The organism is Lichenicoccus sp. (assembly GCF_965276875.1).
Classification (GTDB): Bacteria; Pseudomonadota; Alphaproteobacteria; order Acetobacterales; family Acetobacteraceae; genus Lichenicoccus.
Map to the genome: position 1 here is coordinate 4,014,279 of NZ_OZ255701.1, position 18,307 is coordinate 4,032,585.

An 18,307-nucleotide genomic window follows, 5' to 3' on the forward strand; every position below is an offset into this window, starting at 1 on the left:
GGACTTACCGTGCTCGGCGTTTTCGTGGTGGCGATCGCCGCCCTGATCATCTTCTGGCAATGGGACTGGTTCATTCCGCTCGTCGACCGCGAGGCGTCTGCGGCCCTCGGCCGCAAGGTGACGATTCAGCATCTGCACGTGGATCTCGGCGCCACCACCATCATCGTTGCCGACGGGGTGCGGGTCGACAGCCCGCCGGGTTTCCCCGCAGACGCGCCGCTGGTGGTCATGGACCATCTCCGGCTGCATGTCGGCGTGTTCGACTATCTCCGCCACGGCGTGCTGGCACTGCCCTTCATCGAGCTCGACCATCCGGTGATCGATGCCATCGCCAAGCCGGACGGCGCCAACAACTGGACGCTCGCGACCAGCCAGAAGTCCAGCTCCGGCAAGGCGTCGAAGCCGCCGCGTCTGGGTGTGTTGCGTATCGAGGACGGGCACGTGCATGTGCTTGATCCGAAGTTCAAGACCGACATGCATCTGGCGGTGCACACCACGGGCGAGAAGCAGCCCGACGGCGGCCGTCTTGTCGTGACCGCAAGCGGCACCTACGCGCACCAGCCGATCACCGGTCATTTCGTCGGCGGCGCGCTGCTGCAGTTGCGCGATCGCGTGAAACCCTATCCGGTCGACCTGCACGTCGCCAATGGCCCGACCACGGTCGCGCTGACCGGCGATGTCGAGCAGCCGCTTACCTTCGGGGGCGCCCATCTAAAACTTGTCTTCAAGGGCCCGGACATGGCGCTGCTGCTGCCCCTGACCGGGGTGCCGATCCCGCACACGCCGCCGTTCAAGGTCACCGGCAATCTCGACTACCAGAAGACCCGGATCGTCTTCGACCATTTCGAAGGGACCGTCGGCAACAGCGACCTCGGCGGTCGTATCGCCGTCGAACCGGGCCAGGTGCCGGACATCGACGCGGCGCTGCATTCGCGCAATGTCGATCTGAACGATCTCGCCGGCTTCATCGGCGGCAAGCCGGGCGACGTTAAGAAGTCCTCGCCGTCCGACAAACCGAAAGGTGACATCCTCCCCAACCAGAAGTTCAGCATCCCCAAGCTGCGCATGGCCAACGTCCACCTCACCTACAAGGGCGACCACATCGAAGGCCGCTATGTGCCGCTGGACAACATCGTCGTCGGCCTTGACATCAAGGACGGCCGCATCACCGTCAAGCCGCTGAATTTCGCCGTCGGATCGGGGACCATCGCCTCGCATTTCGCGCTCGATCCAAAGGGCAACGAACTGCACACCGACGCGCATGTGGTTTTCCGTCACGTCAACCTGTCGCGGATCATGCAGGCGACGCATGCCTTCAAGGGCCAGGGCGTGATCGGCGGGCAGGCGGATCTCACCACCACCGGCGACTCCGTGGCGAGCATGCTCGGGCATGGCAATGGCGGTGTTACGCTGATCATTTCCGGCAACGGCGACATCAGTGCGTTGCTCGACGACATCGCCGGCCTGGAGTTCGGCAACGCCATTCTCTCGGCCCTCGGCTTGCCGCAACGCGCCGACCTGCGCTGCTTCGTCGCCGATATGCCGCTCAAGGACGGTATCCTGTCGATGAAGACGTTCCTGCTGCAGACGAGCGAGGCGCGTTCGATCGGCACCGGCACCATCGACCTGCAAAACCAGACACTGCATTACGCGCTGACCACGCGCTCGACACAGTTCAGCGTCGGCTCGCTGCCCGGCCCGATCGACGTCACCGGCAAGTTCGCAAGCCCGACTATCCGCCCCGGCGCCGAGGTGGTCGCGCGCGCGGGGGCCGCGGTCGGTCTCGGCGTGCTGCTGGCGCCGCTGGCAATCCTGCCGACGGTGCAGTTCGGGGTCGGCAAGGGCGCCTGCACCGACGCGTTGCAGGAAGCGAAGCAAGGGCCGGCGGCGCCGCCGCCAAAGCCGCAATCCAGGTCACACGCCCACGCGCACCACCCGCATCACCGCTAAACCGAACGCACGTTGCGCATGAACACGACTACCTGACCGGACAGGTCCTCGGTTCGCTTCAGCAGGGTGGACGCCGAGCCGAGCACCTGGGTCGCTGCCGCTCCCGTGTCGTTCGCAGCACCACTCACGGTGCCCATTCTTCGGGTGACCTGTTCGCTCGCCCGCGCGGTCTCCTGCGCCGTGCGCGCAATTTCTCCGGTGACCGCGCCCTGCTCCTCGACCGCTGCCGCAATCGTCGTCGCGATCCGGCCGAGCTCGTCGATGACGCCGGAGATCCCATTGATCGAGGCGACCGCCTCGCGGGTTGCTCCCTGTATCTGCTCGATCTGCGCGCCGATCTCCTCGGTCGCCTTTGCGGTCTGTGCCGCCAAATTCTTCACCTCCGAGGCGACCACCGCAAAGCCTTTGCCGGCATCGCCGGCGCGGGCCGCCTCGATCGTGGCATTCAGCGCCAGCAGGTTGGTCTGGCTTGCGATATCGGTAATCAGGCCGACGACCCTGCCGATCTTTTCCGCGCCCGTGGCCAGCGCCTGCACGATCGCATCCGTCCGCCTGGTGTCCTCGACGGCTTGCCCGGTCACCGCGGCGGATTGCCCGATCTGTCGGGAAATCTCCTTGATCGAGGAGGAGAGCTGCTCCGCCGCCGCGGCGACGTTCTGCACGCCAGTACTCATGACGACCGCGGCCGAGGCGACCTCGCCGGCCTGGCTGTTTGTCTGCTCCGCCGCACCGCTCATGCTGCGCGCCGTTCCTTCCAGTTCGCTGGAGGCCGAAGCCAGGATGCCGACCAGCTGGCCGACATCGCCCTCGAAGCCCTGCAGGATCTCGTCGATGCGCGTGGCGCGCTTCTCCTTGGCGCATTGCTCCGACTGCTGCTCGGCCGCAAGGCGGTCATTCTCGATCATGCTGTCTCGAAAGATCTGCACCGCCGCCGCCATCCCGCCGATTTCGTCGCGCCGCTCCACGCCATCGATTTCGACACGCAGATCACGCGCGGCAAGTCGTTTCATGATACTGGTCATGTGGCGGATCGGCCAGGAGACGTTGGCGATGACGACGTAGGCGAGCACGAGACATACGATCATCGCCGCGATCACCACGCCGATGACCAGGTGCCGTGTCGATTTGTACGTCTTGGCTTCGGCGTTCGATGCCAGCCGACCTTGCCGAAGGTTGAAGTCCAGGTCGGCGCTGGAGGCGAGGTACGCGTCGTTGAAGCTCTGCTCTTCCTGCTTCTCGAACAGCCGCTCGGGGTTGAAGTTCGCGATATCCTGATGCACGACCCGCTTGTGCTCGGCCCAGGCGCGATCGAAGGCCTGCATCAAGCGCTCGTCCTCGCTGCCGCGTTCGATCAACGGAGCGTAGGCGGCACGAAGCCGGTCCACGGTATTCTGCCCTTTGGTGAGCGCTGCGCCGATCGCCTGCCGCTCGTTGTCCATCAGGGCATGGGCGTAACGCGCCTCTTGCAGGCGGGTGTTCTGCAGTGCGCTGAGCAGCCGGCTTTGCAGGCCGGTTTTCGGAAGCCAGCTATCGCGGATCGCCGACGACCGCTCATTGATGACGGAGAGACGGTTCATCGTCGTCAGACCAAGGCCCACCACCAGCAGCAGCACGAGCCCGAACGCAGCCGTTATTTTTGTCCCGATCGTAAGGCGATTGAGCATGCTGGTCATGATGACATCCTGAGAACCGTTCTCCGGCGTCGCGTGGAGAGCACCGCTTGCCGATCCGCGGATGCTACCGCCCAACCGTTAACAGTCCGTTGGCGGGCGCCGCCTCGTTTCGCGATGCTGGTCGGCCGCTGCTCAGAAGGTCGCGATCAGCGTGATGCCCCCGACCATCAGGGCGCCCCCGATCGTGCGCCAGACATTGAGTTGGTGCACCGGCATGCCGAACAGCCCGAACTGATCCACCGCCAGCGACATCAGGATATTGGCGGTAATGGTCAGTCCCGCGAAAGCACCGGCGCCGACCTTGTCGACGAACAGCAACCCGGTGATGACCGCGAGCGAGCCGGCCAGTCCGCCGAGCGGTGCCCACCAGGGCATGTGGTTCAGGCCCGCGGCGGTCGGCAGCGGCTGCGGCAGGCAGAGAAAGAGAATGAGCAGAAGGGCCACGATCGGCAGGAACGAGACGACGCTGGCCAGCCAGGGATTATTCAGCGATTCGCGCAAGGCGCCGTTCATCGGCGGTCCCCAGGCCTGCAACGCGCCGGCGATCAGGATGATGGGGTAGAGCCACGCGGCACTGAGCGTCTGCATCGGGTTGTCTTTCGCCGTTGGAGTCAGCCAAACATGATTGCCGCCCCGATTGCGAGCAGCAGCGCCGGCGGCATCACCAGCACGCCGAGCTTGAGGAAGGCCCAGGCGCTGACCCGCTGTCCCTCGCGCCTGAGCGCCGTGAGCCAGAGGATGGTGGCGAGCGACCCGGTGATCGACAGGTTCGGCCCGATATCCACGCCGATCAGCACCGCGCTGCGTACCGACTCCGGCACCTGGGCGACTTCGATCACGCGGCCCGCGACCAGCCCCGCCGGAAGGTTGTTGACCAGATTACAGGCGACCGCGAGCACGATGCCGGAGGCCCATGCGGCGAGCGTCGTTGAATGCTGCATGAGCCGGCCGAGCAGACTGGCCAGGTCGTGGGTCGTGCCCGTCCGTTGCAACGCGGTGACCAGCACGAACAGCCCGGCCACCAGCGGCAATACACCCCAGGAGATATTCTTCAGCACCACCCAGGGTGTGGCGCGCGCCCGCCACAGCGTGAGCACAGCCGTGGCACACCCGGCGAGGAAGGTCGGCAGGCCGAGCCGAAGGTCGAGCGCCGACGAGGTGAGCAGGACGAGCGCCGTGGCAATGATGCCGTATCCCGCCATCCGGCCGCCCGGGGTCAGCTCGACGCGTGCGACGTCGCGGGAAATTTCCTGCCGCAGCGCCGTACGTTGCGTCAGCCGCAGCGCGACGTAGGTGGCGAGGATACAGAGCGATGCGGGTAGCGCGAACTGGCGTAGCCACTGCAGCAGCGGTGGCATGTGGCTGCCATAGATGACCAGGTTGGCCGGGTTCGAGATGGGCAGCACGAAGCTCGCCGCGTTGGCGATGAATGCGCAGATGAACAGATAAGGCAGCGGGTTCGGCGACTCCGCCGCCTCGACCACCGCGGCGACGGCAGGCGTCAGCACCACCGCGGTGGCATCGTTGGAAAGGAAAATCGTTACGATCGTGCCGACGCCGAAGATCAGCGCGAACAGGCGTCGCGCCGATCCCTTGGCGAGCCGTGCGGCCCCTGCCGCGAGCCAGTCGAACAGGCCCTGCTCGCGTGCAAGTTCCGACAGCAGCATCATGCCGGTCAGGAATAGATAGACGTCGGTGCCCGCGGCGACGCCGTGCCACGCATCGGCTACTGGCAGCACGCCGAGGACGACCAGAAGTGCGGCCCCCGACACCGCCCAGATGAACTCCGGCCAGCCGAACGGCCGCACAATGACCCCGGCCACGGCGAGGGCAGCGATGGCCCACACTGTCCAGGGAGAGGCCAACAGGGCGCCGCTCACGCGGCCTCACGCGTCTCTGGCATCAGCACCGCGAAGAAGGCCAGAGCGCACGTGGCGATGCCGCCCAGCAGGAGAAAGCCGGCCGAATAGCCGAACCATTGCACGGCAAACTCGCCGGTGACGTTGCTCAGCCCGGCGCCGATGCCGATGCACAGCGCCATCAGGCCCTGCGCCAGGTTGAAGCGCCCGGTGCCACGCATCAGGTCGGACGCAATCATCACCGAAGCGACACCGAAGATGCCGGCGGCGACGCCGTCGAGCACCTCGATGCCGATGACGCCGTAGGGATCGGTGGTGAACGAGAACAGAAGGCCGCGCACCGGCAGCAGCGCGTAGGCGACCAGGAAGATCGGCTTGCGCCCGAACCCCCGCGTCGTCGCCCGCCCCACCGCCCAGGCGACGCCGACCATCACCAGTTGCGCCACCACGATGCAGGCCGACAATGCGAGGGTCGCGGCATGGGGATGCGCGCGCGCCAGCACCTGGCCCGCCATCGGCAGCATCGCCGCGTTGCCGAAATGGAACAAGGCCACCGAGCCGAGAAAGATGAGCAGGTCGCGGCGTTTCAGCACGTCGCGGATCGCCACGGGCCGTGCGCTGCCGCCGTCCCTGCGCGGCACATCGCCACCGCGCGCGACCGTATGGTCGATTTCCGCGGGCCTGATCAGCAGGGTGGATGCGGCACTCGCGACGGCGAACCCGCAGATCAGATAGAAAATCCACAGAACGCCGACGAAATGCCCGAGCGTGCCGGCCAGCGACGCGGCGACGAAATTGCCACCGTGATTGAACGACTGCGTGCGGCTGATTGTCGCATCGAATCGCTGCCGCCCGGCCAGTCCGAGGGCCAGCGCCGCAAGTGTCGGGCCCACCAGCGCCGCCGCGGCGCCGATCGCAAGCTGCGCGCCGACAACCGGGAAGAAGCTCGGACGCCAGGCGATCACCAGGCAGGCGGCCGCGATCAACAGACCGGTGGCGGCGGCGATGAACCGCTTCGCGCGCGCCGCGTCCACCAGCAGCCCGGCCGGGATCTGGCAGATGGCCGCCGAGACCGAACTCACCGCCATCGCCACCCCAATATCGCCCGGCTGCCATCGCTGCTCCGCCAGGAACACCGTCAGGTAGGGCCCGAGCCCACCCTGGACGTCCGCCATCAGGAAGTTCAGTGCATAGAGGCCGCGCAGGCTTCGACGCGATCCAGGCCCCGGGCTGCTCACCATGCGCGGCCGTTGCGGTTCGGCCCGAGCTGGGTGCCGAGGATCGCCTCCGGCCAGGCGCCGATCCGGTGCCGGTCGCTGCCGTCCGCCGCGTGCAAAGCCGGTGCTGCGCGACCAGGTTCGATCCGGTCCTCGTCGACACGTCCGCCCGCATCGCGCGCCCGCACACGCAGCGCTCCGTCTGTCGTTTCGCACCGTGCCTGCCAGAGCGTGGCGTCGCCAGGCACGGCGCTCATGGCATTCCACGGACCCGCGCATAGCTCCACGGCCTCGATCGGCAGGTCGCCGACGATTTTCGCGCGGACCAGGAGCGGGTCGCGGAGCCCGGGGGTGGCCCCGGTGGCAAGACGCCGGTCCGCGGGCTGCGTGATGAGGACGGCGGGAAACGCGTGTTCGATGGTCTTGAAGCGCCAACTGACGCAGCCTTCGTCAATCGCGGCAATGGAAAAGCCCGGCGCTCCTTCCTCGACCTGGCCGATCGAGCGTGTCGCCATGAAGATGGTGCCGCCGTCATTGGCCAGTTCATTGTAATGGGTATGGCCCATATCGACGCACAGCACATTTGATCGTTCAAGCAACGCGCCAAGCGCGCGGCCGCCCTCCCTCAGGTCGGCGGGATAGGTGTGCATGAAGATGACCGTGCCGGCTCCGCTTTCGGCCGCCTCGATCTCGCGCACCATCCACGCGAGCTGGCCTTGATCCAGCCGGAAATCGGGACCTCCGGTGCCGGCCGATACCACCAGGCACCGATGCCCCTTGACGGTGATCGCGTAGGGGAGTTTCGCGGCCCCAAGTGAAGTGTGGAAACGGGCATATCAGGCGAAACGGCTCGACCGTGCCGTCGTCGGCATTGTCGCCGGGCAGCACGGCAGAGTCGAGACTCCCGCTCGGCAGCCGGTTCATCAGGCCAACCAGGCGGCGCAGATCCTGATGGTTCCGCGCCCCTGCCGGGGTGATATGGAGATCACCGAGATGTATCCAGCTCAGCACGCTACACCTCGGCTCTGGCACGTGTTGGGGGTTCTGGCACGCGTCGGGGTCGCTTAACGTGGCGGGCCCGGAACGTGACCGCCATCGGCAAGTTCCCGCCCGAAAGGCGCCAGGTTGTCTAGGGACGGCCCGACCGCGTCGGCTGCGATGGAGTGGCCCAGAGTGTTGTCGACACCGTGGCCGCGCACGGCAATTACCTTACCCGGCTGCAACGATGCGGCCAGGCGGGACGCCTCGGGTGGCGGAAAATGCACCATCGTGCCATCCGCGAGCAGGGCGCCATTGAGCTCTCCGCGCGGGCCGTGCAGCTGCATCTTGATCGTGCCCTGCGCCTGCATCGCCTGGCCCCAGCCATGCGGTCTCCCACCTGGTCCCGGATGCGGTCCGTGCGGCGGCGGCGGCCGGTGGCCCGGTCCCGGCGGTCCGTTATCGACCACGGTCTTGCCGCTCGCGTCTCCGGTCACCGACATGGCCTGCACGAGCGGCAGCACCCTGGCCTTCAGCCCGTGGATCGTCACCGCCTCGCCCGGGCGCACCGCGGCCACCATTTGGGTTCCAAGGTGCGGCGGAAAATGCACCTCGGTGCCGTCCTGGAGGATCAATCCGTCCACGTCGCCGCGCGGCGTGAGATCGTACTGCGCGACCTTGCCGTGCAGCGCCGGCATTTGCGCGATGTCGTAGGTGCCGCCGAGCTGTTGCGCGAGAGCGGCGGTGGCGCCGGCGCCGGCTGCGAGGATCGGCACGAGAAACAGGGTCCGTTTTAGGCGTGGTGTCATGAAAGCCTCCTGGTGAACGGGCATGCGCCCATGCCCTCTCACCGCAAGCGCCATGCCACTTGCTAAGCGCTTGATTGCAAACAGATCCAATTGCGACGAGGGAGGCTCAGTCGTCCGCTTCGCGGACGCCGTCCGTCCGGCTTTGCGACGCACCAAGCCCGTAGCGATGCAGCTTTGCGTGCAGCAGTTGCCGGTGGATGCCGAGTCGTCGCGCCGCCTCGGCACGGTTGCCGCCGGCTGCCGCAAGCGCCTGCTGGATCATCGCCGTCTCCAGGCGGCGGACAGCTGTCTCCAGGTCGCCGGCCAGCCAGTCCGTCTCGCCGGGCGGCGGCAGGCCGAGGAAGCCGAGATCGGCGGCGTCGATCACCGGGCGCCGGGCGAGGGCGGTTGCGCGTTGCATGGCGTTCTGCAGTTCGCGCACGTTGCCGGGCCAGGCATGCGCGAGCAGCACCGACGCGGCCGCCGCCGAAAGCCGTGGCACCTCGGGCCCCGCCGCGCGCGCCAGGAAATGCTCCGCCAGCGGCACGATGTCGGCCAGGCGCTCGCGCAGCGGCGGCAAGGCGATCGGCACCACGCGCAGCCGGTAGAACAGATCTTCGCGGAACCGTCCCCCTCGCACCGCCTCCGCGAGATCGCGATGCGTCGCGGCGACGATACGGACATTCACCCGCACTGGCTTGCCGCCCACCGGCACGACGACCCGCTCCTGCAACACCCGCAGCAGCTTGGCCTGCATCGCCGGGTCCATGTCGCCGATCTCGTCGAGGAACAGCGTGCCGCCCTCGGCGTCGCGGAACGAGCCGGCGCGGTCCGTCACCGCCCCGGTAAAGGCGCCGCGCACATGGCCGAACAACTGGCTTTCCAGCAGATCGGCCGGGATCGCGGCGCAGTTCACCGCGACGAAGGGCTTCGTGCCGCGCCGTCCGTGCCGGTGCAGGGCGCGCGCCACCACCTCCTTGCCGGTGCCGGTCTCGCCGACGATCAGCACTGTCGTGTCGCTGTCGGTGAGCAGCCCGATGGTCTTCTGCACCTCGCGCATGCCGGCCGACACGCCGACCAGTTCGTCGGAGTCGAGCGGCAGCGACGCCGCCGCCATCGCCGGTGCCGCCGGCAGCATGCGCGCGAGCAGGTCCGCGAGATCGGCGCGGCCCACCGGCTTGGTGAGGTGATCGAAGGCGCCGAGGCGCATCGCCTCGATGGTGTTGGCGGCGGTAGCGACCGCGGTCAGCACCGCGACCGCTGGCGGCCGGCTACGCGCCCGGATGCGCGCCAGCACGTCCAGCCCGTCCATGCCGGGCATGCGCAGGTCGAGCAGCACGGCGTCGATGGCGTGCGCCGCGAGCAGGTCCAGCGCCGCCGAGCCGCCCGCTGCCTCGATCGCGCGATGACCGAGATCGCCCAGGGTCTCGGCCATGCTCTCGCGCAGTGCCGCATCGTCGTCGACGATCAGGATGGTCGGCATGGCGCACCTTGCGGCAAGTCCAGCACGAAGCTGGCGCCTTGCTCGGCGCTGATGGCCTCCGACAACGTCAGGCTGCCGCCATGCGCCTCGGCCATTTCGCGTGCGACCGCGAGCCCGAGTCCGGTGCCGTCCGCGCGCCCGGTGACGAACGGCTCGAACAACCGCTGCCGCAGCGCGGGATCGACGCCAGGGCCGGTATCGGCGACGGTGATCCGCAACCCTGCCGCAATCATCTCCGCGCGCAGCCGGACATGGCCACCCGCTGGCGTGTGGCTGAGCGCGTTCGCCAGCAGATTATCCACAGCCCGGCCGATCAGCTCGGGATCGAAACAGGCTGCGTCGTCCGACGCCTCGATTTCGATGCGAACCCCCGCCGCTTCGGCACGAGGTTGCAGCTGCGCGATCCGTTGCTCAAGAAACCGCGGCAGATCGATCGGCTGCAAACAAGGCGTTCTTTGCCGCGTCATCCCGAGCAGTTCGCTCACCAGCCGGTCGACGCGGCCGATTTGTTCGAGGCTGGCCTGCAAGGCGGGCTGATGCCGGCTCGCATCCCCGGCCAGCGCATTTTCCGCGCGCAGGCGCATGGCCGCGATCGGATTGCGTATCTCGTGGGCGATGCCGGCGGCGACCCGGCCGAGTGCCGCCAGGCGCTCGGAGGCGGCGACCTGGACCGCGAGCTCCGCCGAGCGCGAACGTGCCTGCGACAGGCGCGCCCCGGCGTCGTTCAGCGCGGCCACAATCCGGTCGAGCTCGCGCTCGCCGGTGCGCGGCAGTCGCGGCAGCTCCTCGATGCCGTGCGACGCCAGCAGCGTCTCGATGGTGCGCACATGACGCGCCCAGGACGCCGTCAGCCACGCCACCCAGACGGCGATGCCGACGACCAACACAAGCAGCACGGCAATGCCGGCACGCAGCCGATCGAAGCCTTGGCCGCCTTGCACCCGCAGCGTCGTCCAGGCGGTCAGGCCGCTGATCGGACCCGGCAGCGGGCAGGCGGCGAGCAGCAGCGTTGCCGTCGGCACAGCTCGGCGCTGCATGACCGGCTGTTCGCTCTCCGCGGCCTCTTGGTTGGCGGCGTGCAGAACCGCAAGCTCGGTCGCCGACAGCCGTTCAGTTCCGGCAAGCGGTCCCACTGTCGCCGACCAGATGCCGCCCACAACGCCGTTCTGCCCAATCAGACCGAATGCCAGCACCGGCATCAGCGCGCGTCCGAACGTCCCCCCGGCCAGGTCCGCGCCGGCACCGTCCCAGCCCTTCACATAAAAGCGGTAACGGTCCGCGATGATGTCGCAGGCCCGCGCCACCACCGCTTGCCCGCGCTGGAGCTGCGCGGTGTTGGAGCTCTGATAGAGCTGAACCAGAAGCAGACCCACCGCGACGGAGGCGGCCGCGGTCAGCGACCAGAGAACCCAGAGCCGTGAGCGGAGAGATCGCATGCGCGCTCAGTCATAGCGCGTCATCGACAGGTCCTCATACCGCGCGACAGATGTCGGGGAATCAGGTGCTTTTTGAGCTGCTTAGGACAATCTTTTACTACCCTGGACGTAAATCGGCGGCTGGGCATACGGAACCTTGATTACTTGCTACGAGGAAATTTCGCTGAAGTAGGGCCGAAAGCGTGGATCGTTCCCGTTGTGGGGCCCTCAGCTGTAGGCCAGTCTACCGGGAATGATGCGCGTCCTGGCCTTCACGTCCGTCCTTTTGATCGTGCCGACTGGGCTACTCGGTGCTCGGGAGCCAGCGTCGCTCAGCATCGAACAGGGACGTCATGTCATGAGCGAGGCAACAGGCCATTTCGATGTTCAGATCAAGCCGGAGACTACCTCAGGCGACGGAATCGGCCGGTTCTCGGTCTCCAAGACCTTTCGCGGCGATCTGCAAGGCACCGGCACCGGTGAGATGCTGGCGGCGCGGACGCCGACACCGGGGTCCGCGGGTTACGTGCTGATCGAACACGTTGTGGGAACATTGGATGGGAAATCCGGGAGCTTCATGCTTCAGCATTGGGGGATCATGGATCACGGCAAACCTGAGCTCAGGGTCGTTGTCATTCCGGGTTCCGGGACCGCCGGGCTCGCGGGCATTACCGGGCAGATGTCGATCGACGCAGCCGATAACCATGCCTACGTGCTGCATTACAGCCTCCCAAACGCGCCCTGAGTTGGGCTTATCATCCCAGTTTCGGCTCGAAACTCGTCGCCTGCTCTTGCGCGCGGTCGCGCGGGCAGACCGGGACGATCTGCTCGCCTACTGGCAACGCTCCGATTACCTGCAGCACGCCCTGATCGATCCGCCGAGCGCTGCCTCCGTCGAACACCGGATCAGGCGAGCTCTCGAATGCCACGCGTGCTCCGGGAGAACGTCGTCGCACGCGGAGAGCGATGGTTGTCGGTCCAGTGCGCGATCCTGGCAACCGATCAAACGGCTTTGTCGACGTCGGGCTCCGCGGATTCGACGGATGAGACGTAAGGACCTCCATCGTGCGGACCGAGCGGACGCTTGGGCCAGTCCGTCCAACGTTCCGGGAGTGTCGCCTCAAAATCCTCGTTACGAGGATAGCGAACCTGGTTTCCGGGCTTGCTGGTCTCTCCGACGACAACCAGCCGCACGTCTTCGGCGGTGTTATTGAGAAACGTGTGGCAGATGCCTGTCCCGGCTGGAAAGGCGACCGCATCCCCTGGTCGCAAACGGTGCAGGTACCCGTCGATCCAGGCGTCCGGCTCGCCGTCCACGACAAACACGAACTCTTCCTCCGCGCTTTCGGCATGCGGATAGGACGTTCTTCGGCCCGGAGGGATGCGCTCGTGGTGAATGCCCAGACGCGTCAAACCCAGCAGTTTGCCGAGTGGTGTGCCAATCGACATGAGTTCGGGATCATTCCGGTAGTGTGCGGCATTCCCGGCCTCCAGCTCTGACCAGTTACGGATGAACCCCGGTCGTTCCATTCGTTGCCTCCATGTAACGCGGACTCAGCCTGGGATGGCTGCCGATCCAGCCAGCAAGCCGCCGTCGATGTTGATTTCGGTCCCTGTGAGGTAGCCAGCCTCGTCCGAAGCCAGCAAGGCCGCCACGGCCGCGACCTCCTCCGGCATCCCGAAGCGCCTGAGTGGCGTGTCAGCCACCAGTGCCGCCATGCGCGTCTCCCGGTCGTGGCCGCCGCCCAACATCGGCTCCCAGATCGGCGTCAGGATCGCGGCAGGGTGGATCGAGTTGCAGCGGATCGCCCAGCCAAGCTGCGCACAATACAGAGCGACGGTCTTGGTATGATTGCGGATCGCAGCCTTGGAGGACGCATAGGCTGCCGCCCGCGGAATCCCGACCAGGCCGGATCGCGAGGAGATGTTGATGATCGATCCTGTGCCCCGCGCCTTCATCGCGCCGATGGCATAGCGGCAGCCGAGGAAGGTGCCGTCGAGGTTGACCCGGTGCACCGCGCGCCAATCCTCCAGGCTCGCATGTTCCGGGTCATGGGCGGATCGACCGTCTTCGAGACCGGTGATGCCGGCGTTGTTGACGACGACGTCGGCTGCGGGCACGCGTTCGGCCAACCCAAACCAGTCGGCTTCCCGCGCGACATCGAGGCTGATAAATCGTGCGCCGATCTCCGCCGCCGTGGCGGTTCCGGCGGCCTCATCCAGATCCGTGGCGATGACTTGGCCGCCCTCCTCCTGGAAGCGGGCGGCAATGGCGCGCCCAATGCCGCGAGCGGCTCCCGTGACGACGCAAATCTTTCCGGTCAGTCTCTGCATGGCATGCCGGGCCGCGATTGCGCGCACTGTAGAAGAACGAGGCTGGTTTTTCCTGTTCGGCGAGGGCTTTAACCGAACTCCTCGAATGCGCTCGCGCCGCCAGTGATGCTCTTGAACCCTGTCTAACCGTGCTTAGCGGTCGTTTTGGGCTTGGACCTTGGCCGGCCACCTAGCCTTCCATTGCGTGCGGAAGCAATCGCTTTGGCTGGAGATGTGGTGAGCCCGGCAAAACGTGCCCCGGATCGTTTGATGGCCAATGGTGACGCTTCCATGATCCGCGTCACCAGGCCATCCACATTGACGTGCAGGTCCAGGGACTCGATGACCAGATAGACCCCGTCGTCCGACGCCCGCAATCCGCTGAGCTGGTTTGGCGATGCACCGCGCAGTGACGGGATGAAACCTGGTTCGGCTCCGAAGACCCGTCCGTCCGTAAGCTTCAGCATGACCGTGCCGTGCTGGCCGTCAAACCAGGCGTCTTGTGCCTGGTGTTCCTGGGATGCGGCTTCCGCCTCGGCGCCAATCGCGCGATCAAGCACGTCCCGAGTGATCGGCTTACGCTGCGGCAACAGCCAATTCTCGTCGTCTTTCACCATTCCTTCGCCTCCTCAATATGCCGCCCGGCCGTCAACACGAGCACCCGGCCATCGTCCAGGGTCAATGCGACCTTGCCGTTGCCTGGGTCGTAGGCAGCCGAAACGATGAGGGCCGCCGCCTTGCTGGGGTTCAAGGCGACCTTGGCCAGAAACCTGTCTCCGCCCTCAATAGGTCTGACCTCGACACGCCGGTTAGCCAAGTTGATCTCGTGTCTGCTCCCGTGTGTGTTCCACCAACTTTCCCGGCAAGCGGCAAGATTCTCCATGATCGCCTCTGCCACCCGGTTGAGCGTGCCATCCGTTGGCTTTCGTCCTCGGCGACGGAACCTGTATAGACCACTCACGTCGGACAGGAACGAGAAGCGAAACCTCGCCACCCAGCCCTCCCCGGTGTGGAAGGCATGGACGTGAGGCGGCGGGTGGTCCTCGGCTGCGATGAACACTTGGACAGCGTCTATCCAGAAGAGAGTTCCGGCCATTCCGGAGTATAACCCATCGGATAGGTTATCTCAATGCTTCTCCCATTAAGCCGTGGCCAATGAAGGCTAAGGGTAACTACGCCAGGGCGTTTGGCCGCGATCTCGCGCACACCCGTGAAGAATGACGGGTCGTAAACCGACCTATGCGTAGCGGGCGATCGACAAATCCTCATACTCGATATTCGGGCGCTTGCCGGCGATCAGGTCGGCGATCAGGCGGCCGGAGCCGCAGGCCATGGTCCAGCCGAGCGTGCCGTGGCCGGTGTTCAGCCACAGATTGCTGTAGCGGCCGGAATTGCCGACCACCGGGGTGCCGTCCGGGGTGTTGGGACGCAGCCCGGTCCAGAAGGTGGCGCGTGACAGGTCGCCGCCGCCAAACAATTCGCCGAAGCTCAGCTCCAGCGTCTCGCGGCGCTCTGCGCGCAGGCGGGTGTCGTAGCCGGTGAGTTCGGCGGTGCCGCCGACGCGTATGCGCTCGCCGAGGCGGGTGATCGCGACTTTGTAGGTTTCGTCGTTCACCGTGGAGACGGGCGCGCGGTCGGGATCGGTGAGCGGGATGGTCAGCGAATAGCCCTTCACCGGATAGACCGGCAGGCGGATGCCGAGTGGTGCCAGCAGCCGCGGCGTGAAGCTGCCGAGTGCTGCCAGGTAGGCGTCGCCGGTGATGAGCCCGAAGCTGGTATCGACGCCGGTGATTCGCCGGTCCTCGCTGCGCAGGCCGTAGACGGTGGCGCTGTTGCGCAAGCGTACGCCCTTCGCCTGGGCGAGGGCCGCCAGACGCTGGGTGAACAGATGCGCATCGCCGGATTCGTCGCCCGGCAGACGCAGGCCGCCCTTGAGCAAGTGTGCCACGCGACCCAACGCCGGTTCGGCGGCGACGACGCCGGCGACGTCGAGCAGTTCGTGGCTGATGCCGCTCTCGGCCAGGATGCGCATGTCCTCGCCGGCATGGTCGAGCTGGGATTGCTTGCGGAACAATTGCACCAGGCCGCGCTGGCGGTCGTCATAGGTGATGGCGGTCTCAACGCGGAGGTCGCCCAAGCAGTCGCGGCTGTATTCCGCCAGACGCAGCATGCGGCTCTTGTTGCGCGCGTAGGCGTCTTCGTTGCAGTTGGCGACGAGCTGCATCATCCAGCGCCACATCGCCGGATCGAGTCGGGCGCGTATCACCAGCGGGCTGTGCTTGCCGAGCATCCAGCCGAGCGCCTTGCGCGGCAGTCCGGGCGCCGCCCAGGGGGTCGAATAGCCGGGCGAGACCTGTCCGGCATTGGCGAAGCTGGTCTCCATGCCGCATTGCGCCTGACGGTCGATCAGCTCGACCTCGTGACCCAGGCGCGACAGATACCAGGCGGACGTGACACCAATCACGCCGCCGCCAAGAACGATCACCTTCATGCCGAGTGTCCTGCCTGGCCACCGACATAGTGGCGTGCGTAGCGTGATCCGAGTGCTGTCAGCAGCTCGTAGCCGATGGTGCCGGCGGATGCCGCGGCCGCATCGAGGCTGATATGCGGACCGATCAGGTCGATCGCGGTGCCGGCCGGGAGTGCTGCCTCGCCGAGCCCGGTTGCGTCCAAAGCGAGGCAGTCCATCGAGATGCGGCCGACCATGGGCAGGGCTTCGCCGGAGGGCAGGGTGGCGATACCGCGCCCGGAGCCGGCGCGCAGGAAGCCGTCGGCGTAGCCGACCGCGACGGTGGCGATACGGGTCGGCGCGGTGGCGGTGAACCGGGCACCGTAGCCGACGCTGTCGCCCGGCGCGATCCAGCGGGTCTGCACGATGCGTCCCTGCAGGCGGATCGCGGGCCGCATCGGGTTGGAGCAGCCGGGGGTCGGGTTGACGCCATACAGCGCCGCACCCGGCCGGATCATCTGGTAGTGGAAGGGACGGCCCAGCATGATCCCGAACGAGGCCGCGAGGCTTGCCGGCAGGTCCGGCAGCAGCGCCCGGCACGACTCGAAGCAGGCAAGCTGGGAGACGTTAAGCGGATGTTCGGGCGTGTCGGCGCAGGCCAAATGGCTCATCAGCAGCACCGGCGCCAAGCCTGCGAGACCGTTTGGGTCGGCGAGCAGCGCGCGGAACTCCGCCGGCGACAGACCGAAGCGCGACATGCCGGTATCGACCTGCAACGCCGCCGGCGCTGCCATCGCGCGCCATTCCGCGATCTGGTCAAGGCTGTTCAGCACCGGGATCAGGCCTCGCGCCGCCATCGCCTCACAGGTGCCTGGCGGTGGACCGTTAAGGATGAAGATGCGGCTGTCGCGCGTCACCTCCGGCGGCAGCGACGCGCCCTCATGCAGGTGGGCGACGAAGAAGTCCCGGCAGCCGGCGTCGTGCAGCGCGCGCGCCACCAGGTCGGCGCCAAGCCCGTAGCCATTGGCCTTGATGACCGCGGCGCAGAGCGCGGGCGACGCCATGTCGCGCAGCGTGCGCCAGTTCGCTGCAATCGCGTCGAGATCAATGGTCAGCAGACCACCGGCCGAGGCAGCCTCGATGCCAGCCTTCATTGTAATGCCGGCACGCCCTTGCTGGTCGAATATTCGAAGTGCAACGCGGTCTCGGGTCGTGCGATCGGGTGAATCGCATGTGCCGCCATCGCCGCCTCGCTGAAGCCTTGCAGGATCAGCTTGAGCTTTCCCGGATAGGTCGCGACGTCGCCGATCGCGAACACCCCCGCGCACGATGTCTCGCAGGTGCTTGGTGTCACCTGGATATGGTGCATCGCCGAGTGCAGGCCCCAATGCGCGATCGGACCGAGGTCGGTGGACAGGCCAAAAAACGCGAGCAGGGTGTCGGCTTTCAGCCGCCGGCTTTCGCCCTCCAGCGTCGCCACCTCGACCGCTTCAAGCACGCCTGCCTCCCCGTGCAGGCCACGCAACTGATACGGCACGACGAACTCGACCGATCCCCGTTCGCGCGCGGTGGCCAGACGCGCCAGGCTCTCGGGTGCGGCTCGGAATTTCTCGCGCCGGTGCACCAGATAGATCCGCTCGGCGATGCCGGCCAAAGCCAGCGCCCAGTCCACGGCACTATCGCCGCCGCCGGCGATCACCACGCTCGCGCCGCGCAGTGCCTCGCGGCGTCGGACGAAATACTGCACGGCGCCGGTCTGCTCGAATGCCTCGATGCCGGCCAGCGGCGGCCGGTTCGGTCCGAACGCGCCAGCACCGGCGGCGATCACCACCGCGCGCGCCTGCACCACGTCGCCGCGGTCGGTGTACAGGCTAAAGGCGCCGCGCGTGCCCTCCAGCCGCTCGACCCGTCGCTCCAGCAGCCGCGGCACCGCGAACGGCGCAATCTGCCGCTCCAGTGCCGCCACCAGATCGGCGCCATCGATCGAGGGGTGCGCCGGAATGTCGTAGATCGGCTTCTCCGGATAGAGTGCCGCACACTGGCCGCCGGTCTCCGGCAGGCTATCGATCAGCACGCTGGTCAGCTTGAGCATGCCGCACTCGAACGCCGCGAACAGCCCTACCGGACCCGCGCCCACGATCGCCACATCGGTCTGCATCATGGTGCCGCAATCCTTCGCCTC

At 66.9% G+C, this 18,307-nt stretch carries 18 protein-coding genes; 2 read left to right on the forward strand and 16 right to left on the reverse strand.

The genetic code is table 11. The features are described 5' to 3' along the window. Positions 1 to 9: 9 nt before the first annotated feature. Positions 10 to 1,950 (forward strand): AsmA family protein, encoded by a 1,941-nt coding sequence (locus ACQY4K_RS19425; protein WP_428391838.1) that lies wholly within the window; start codon positions 10 to 12, stop codon positions 1,948 to 1,950. On the opposite strand, the gene ACQY4K_RS19430 is transcribed toward ACQY4K_RS19425, so the two are convergent. The 8 genes from ACQY4K_RS19430 to ACQY4K_RS19465 form a co-directional block, all read right to left on the reverse strand. Then, positions 1,947 to 3,623 carry a methyl-accepting chemotaxis protein gene (locus tag ACQY4K_RS19430; protein ID WP_428391839.1) on the reverse strand — a complete coding sequence of 559 codons (1,677 nt, stop codon included), beginning with the start codon at positions 3,621 to 3,623 and terminating at the stop codon, positions 1,947 to 1,949. The genes ACQY4K_RS19425 and ACQY4K_RS19430 overlap by 4 nt on opposite strands. Positions 3,624 to 3,755: 132 nt before the next feature. After that, on the reverse strand, positions 3,756 to 4,211 hold the full coding sequence (locus ACQY4K_RS19435) for a DMT family transporter (RefSeq protein ID WP_428391840.1): 456 nt from the start codon (positions 4,209 to 4,211) through the stop codon (positions 3,756 to 3,758). A 23-nt stretch (positions 4,212 to 4,234) separates the two neighbouring features. Continuing rightward, positions 4,235 to 5,503, reverse strand: coding sequence for an arsenic transporter (locus ACQY4K_RS19440; protein ID WP_428391841.1), 1,269 nt, complete (start codon positions 5,501 to 5,503; stop codon positions 4,235 to 4,237). Further along, positions 5,500 to 6,723, reverse strand: a complete 1,224-nt coding sequence (locus tag ACQY4K_RS19445; protein ID WP_428391842.1) for an MFS transporter — start codon at positions 6,721 to 6,723, stop codon at positions 5,500 to 5,502. Before ACQY4K_RS19445 ends, ACQY4K_RS19440 begins: the two co-directional genes overlap by 4 nt. Beyond that, complete coding sequence (locus ACQY4K_RS19450) at positions 6,717 to 7,460, reverse strand: metallophosphoesterase family protein (RefSeq protein ID WP_428391843.1); 744 nt, start codon at positions 7,458 to 7,460, stop codon at positions 6,717 to 6,719. The genes ACQY4K_RS19445 and ACQY4K_RS19450 overlap by 7 nt, the downstream gene beginning before the upstream one ends. Positions 7,461 to 7,763: 303 nt before the next feature. Next, positions 7,764 to 8,486: a hypothetical protein gene (locus tag ACQY4K_RS19455; protein ID WP_428391844.1), complete on the reverse strand. Its 723-nt coding sequence runs from the start codon at positions 8,484 to 8,486 to the stop codon at positions 7,764 to 7,766. A 106-nt stretch (positions 8,487 to 8,592) separates the two neighbouring features. Continuing rightward, positions 8,593 to 9,948 carry a sigma-54-dependent transcriptional regulator gene (locus ACQY4K_RS19460; protein ID WP_428391845.1) on the reverse strand — a complete coding sequence of 452 codons (1,356 nt, stop codon included), beginning with the start codon at positions 9,946 to 9,948 and terminating at the stop codon, positions 8,593 to 8,595. Continuing rightward, positions 9,933 to 11,384, reverse strand: a complete 1,452-nt coding sequence (locus tag ACQY4K_RS19465; protein ID WP_428391846.1) for a sensor histidine kinase — start codon at positions 11,382 to 11,384, stop codon at positions 9,933 to 9,935. Before ACQY4K_RS19465 ends, ACQY4K_RS19460 begins: the two co-directional genes overlap by 16 nt. Positions 11,385 to 11,721: 337 nt before the next feature. Here ACQY4K_RS19465 and ACQY4K_RS19470 point away from each other — a divergent pair, with 337 nt between their 5' ends. After that, positions 11,722 to 12,108 (forward strand): DUF3224 domain-containing protein, encoded by a 387-nt coding sequence (locus ACQY4K_RS19470; RefSeq protein WP_428391847.1) that lies wholly within the window; start codon positions 11,722 to 11,724, stop codon positions 12,106 to 12,108. A 10-nt stretch (positions 12,109 to 12,118) separates the two neighbouring features. Here the strand turns inward: ACQY4K_RS19470 and ACQY4K_RS19475 are convergent, their stop codons facing one another. The 8 genes from ACQY4K_RS19475 to ACQY4K_RS19510 all read right to left on the reverse strand — a co-directional run bounded on the left by ACQY4K_RS19475 (position 12,119) and on the right by ACQY4K_RS19510 (position 18,286). Further along, positions 12,119 to 12,292, reverse strand: coding sequence for a hypothetical protein (locus tag ACQY4K_RS19475; RefSeq protein ID WP_428391848.1), 174 nt, complete (start codon positions 12,290 to 12,292; stop codon positions 12,119 to 12,121). 73 nt (positions 12,293 to 12,365) lie between these two features. Then, on the reverse strand, positions 12,366 to 12,893 hold the full coding sequence (locus tag ACQY4K_RS19480; protein WP_428391849.1) for a cupin domain-containing protein: 528 nt from the start codon (positions 12,891 to 12,893) through the stop codon (positions 12,366 to 12,368). A 24-nt stretch (positions 12,894 to 12,917) separates the two neighbouring features. Then, positions 12,918 to 13,697 (reverse strand): SDR family oxidoreductase, encoded by a 780-nt coding sequence (locus tag ACQY4K_RS19485; protein ID WP_428391850.1) that lies wholly within the window; start codon positions 13,695 to 13,697, stop codon positions 12,918 to 12,920. 122 nt (positions 13,698 to 13,819) lie between these two features. Then, a complete protein-coding gene (locus tag ACQY4K_RS19490; RefSeq protein WP_428391851.1) occupies positions 13,820 to 14,293 on the reverse strand; it encodes a DUF2442 domain-containing protein in 474 nt (157 codons plus the stop codon). Beyond that, complete coding sequence (locus tag ACQY4K_RS19495; RefSeq protein ID WP_428391852.1) at positions 14,287 to 14,772, reverse strand: hypothetical protein; 486 nt, start codon at positions 14,770 to 14,772, stop codon at positions 14,287 to 14,289. Before ACQY4K_RS19495 ends, ACQY4K_RS19490 begins: the two co-directional genes overlap by 7 nt. Before the next feature lie 141 nt (positions 14,773 to 14,913). Further along, positions 14,914 to 16,167, reverse strand: a complete 1,254-nt coding sequence (locus tag ACQY4K_RS19500) for a D-amino acid dehydrogenase (RefSeq protein ID WP_428391853.1) — start codon at positions 16,165 to 16,167, stop codon at positions 14,914 to 14,916. Continuing rightward, positions 16,164 to 17,279 (reverse strand): alanine racemase, encoded by a 1,116-nt coding sequence (alr, locus tag ACQY4K_RS19505; RefSeq protein ID WP_428391854.1) that lies wholly within the window; start codon positions 17,277 to 17,279, stop codon positions 16,164 to 16,166. The genes ACQY4K_RS19500 and alr overlap by 4 nt, the downstream gene beginning before the upstream one ends. Further along, positions 17,276 to 18,286, reverse strand: coding sequence for an NAD(P)/FAD-dependent oxidoreductase (locus tag ACQY4K_RS19510; RefSeq protein WP_428391855.1), 1,011 nt, complete (start codon positions 18,284 to 18,286; stop codon positions 17,276 to 17,278). The genes alr and ACQY4K_RS19510 overlap by 4 nt, the downstream gene beginning before the upstream one ends. Between the last annotated feature and the right edge of the window lie 21 nt (positions 18,287 to 18,307).

Bases quoted from the DNA above. Each gene is read 5' to 3' on its own strand.
- ACQY4K_RS19430 (WP_428391839.1), bottom strand. From the start codon at position 3,623: ATGACCAGCATGCTCAATCGCCTTACGATCGGGACAAAAATAACGGCT.
- ACQY4K_RS19435 (WP_428391840.1), bottom strand. From the start codon at position 4,211: ATGCAGACGCTCAGTGCCGCGTGGCTCTACCCCATCATCCTGATCGCC.
- ACQY4K_RS19445 (WP_428391842.1), bottom strand. From the start codon at position 6,723: ATGGTGAGCAGCCCGGGGCCTGGATCGCGTCGAAGCCTGCGCGGCCTC.
- ACQY4K_RS19455 (WP_428391844.1), bottom strand. From the start codon at position 8,486: ATGACACCACGCCTAAAACGGACCCTGTTTCTCGTGCCGATCCTCGCA.
- ACQY4K_RS19460 (WP_428391845.1), bottom strand. From the start codon at position 9,948: ATGCCGACCATCCTGATCGTCGACGACGATGCGGCACTGCGCGAGAGC.
- ACQY4K_RS19465 (WP_428391846.1), bottom strand. From the start codon at position 11,384: ATGCGATCTCTCCGCTCACGGCTCTGGGTTCTCTGGTCGCTGACCGCG.
- ACQY4K_RS19470 (WP_428391847.1), top strand. From the start codon at position 11,722: ATGAGCGAGGCAACAGGCCATTTCGATGTTCAGATCAAGCCGGAGACT.
- ACQY4K_RS19480 (WP_428391849.1), bottom strand. From the start codon at position 12,893: ATGGAACGACCGGGGTTCATCCGTAACTGGTCAGAGCTGGAGGCCGGG.
- ACQY4K_RS19485 (WP_428391850.1), bottom strand. From the start codon at position 13,697: ATGCAGAGACTGACCGGAAAGATTTGCGTCGTCACGGGAGCCGCTCGC.
- ACQY4K_RS19490 (WP_428391851.1), bottom strand. From the start codon at position 14,293: ATGGTGAAAGACGACGAGAATTGGCTGTTGCCGCAGCGTAAGCCGATC.
- ACQY4K_RS19495 (WP_428391852.1), bottom strand. From the start codon at position 14,772: ATGGCCGGAACTCTCTTCTGGATAGACGCTGTCCAAGTGTTCATCGCA.
- ACQY4K_RS19500 (WP_428391853.1), bottom strand. From the start codon at position 16,167: ATGAAGGTGATCGTTCTTGGCGGCGGCGTGATTGGTGTCACGTCCGCC.
- alr (WP_428391854.1), bottom strand. From the start codon at position 17,279: ATGAAGGCTGGCATCGAGGCTGCCTCGGCCGGTGGTCTGCTGACCATT.
- ACQY4K_RS19510 (WP_428391855.1), bottom strand. From the start codon at position 18,286: ATGATGCAGACCGATGTGGCGATCGTGGGCGCGGGTCCGGTAGGGCTG.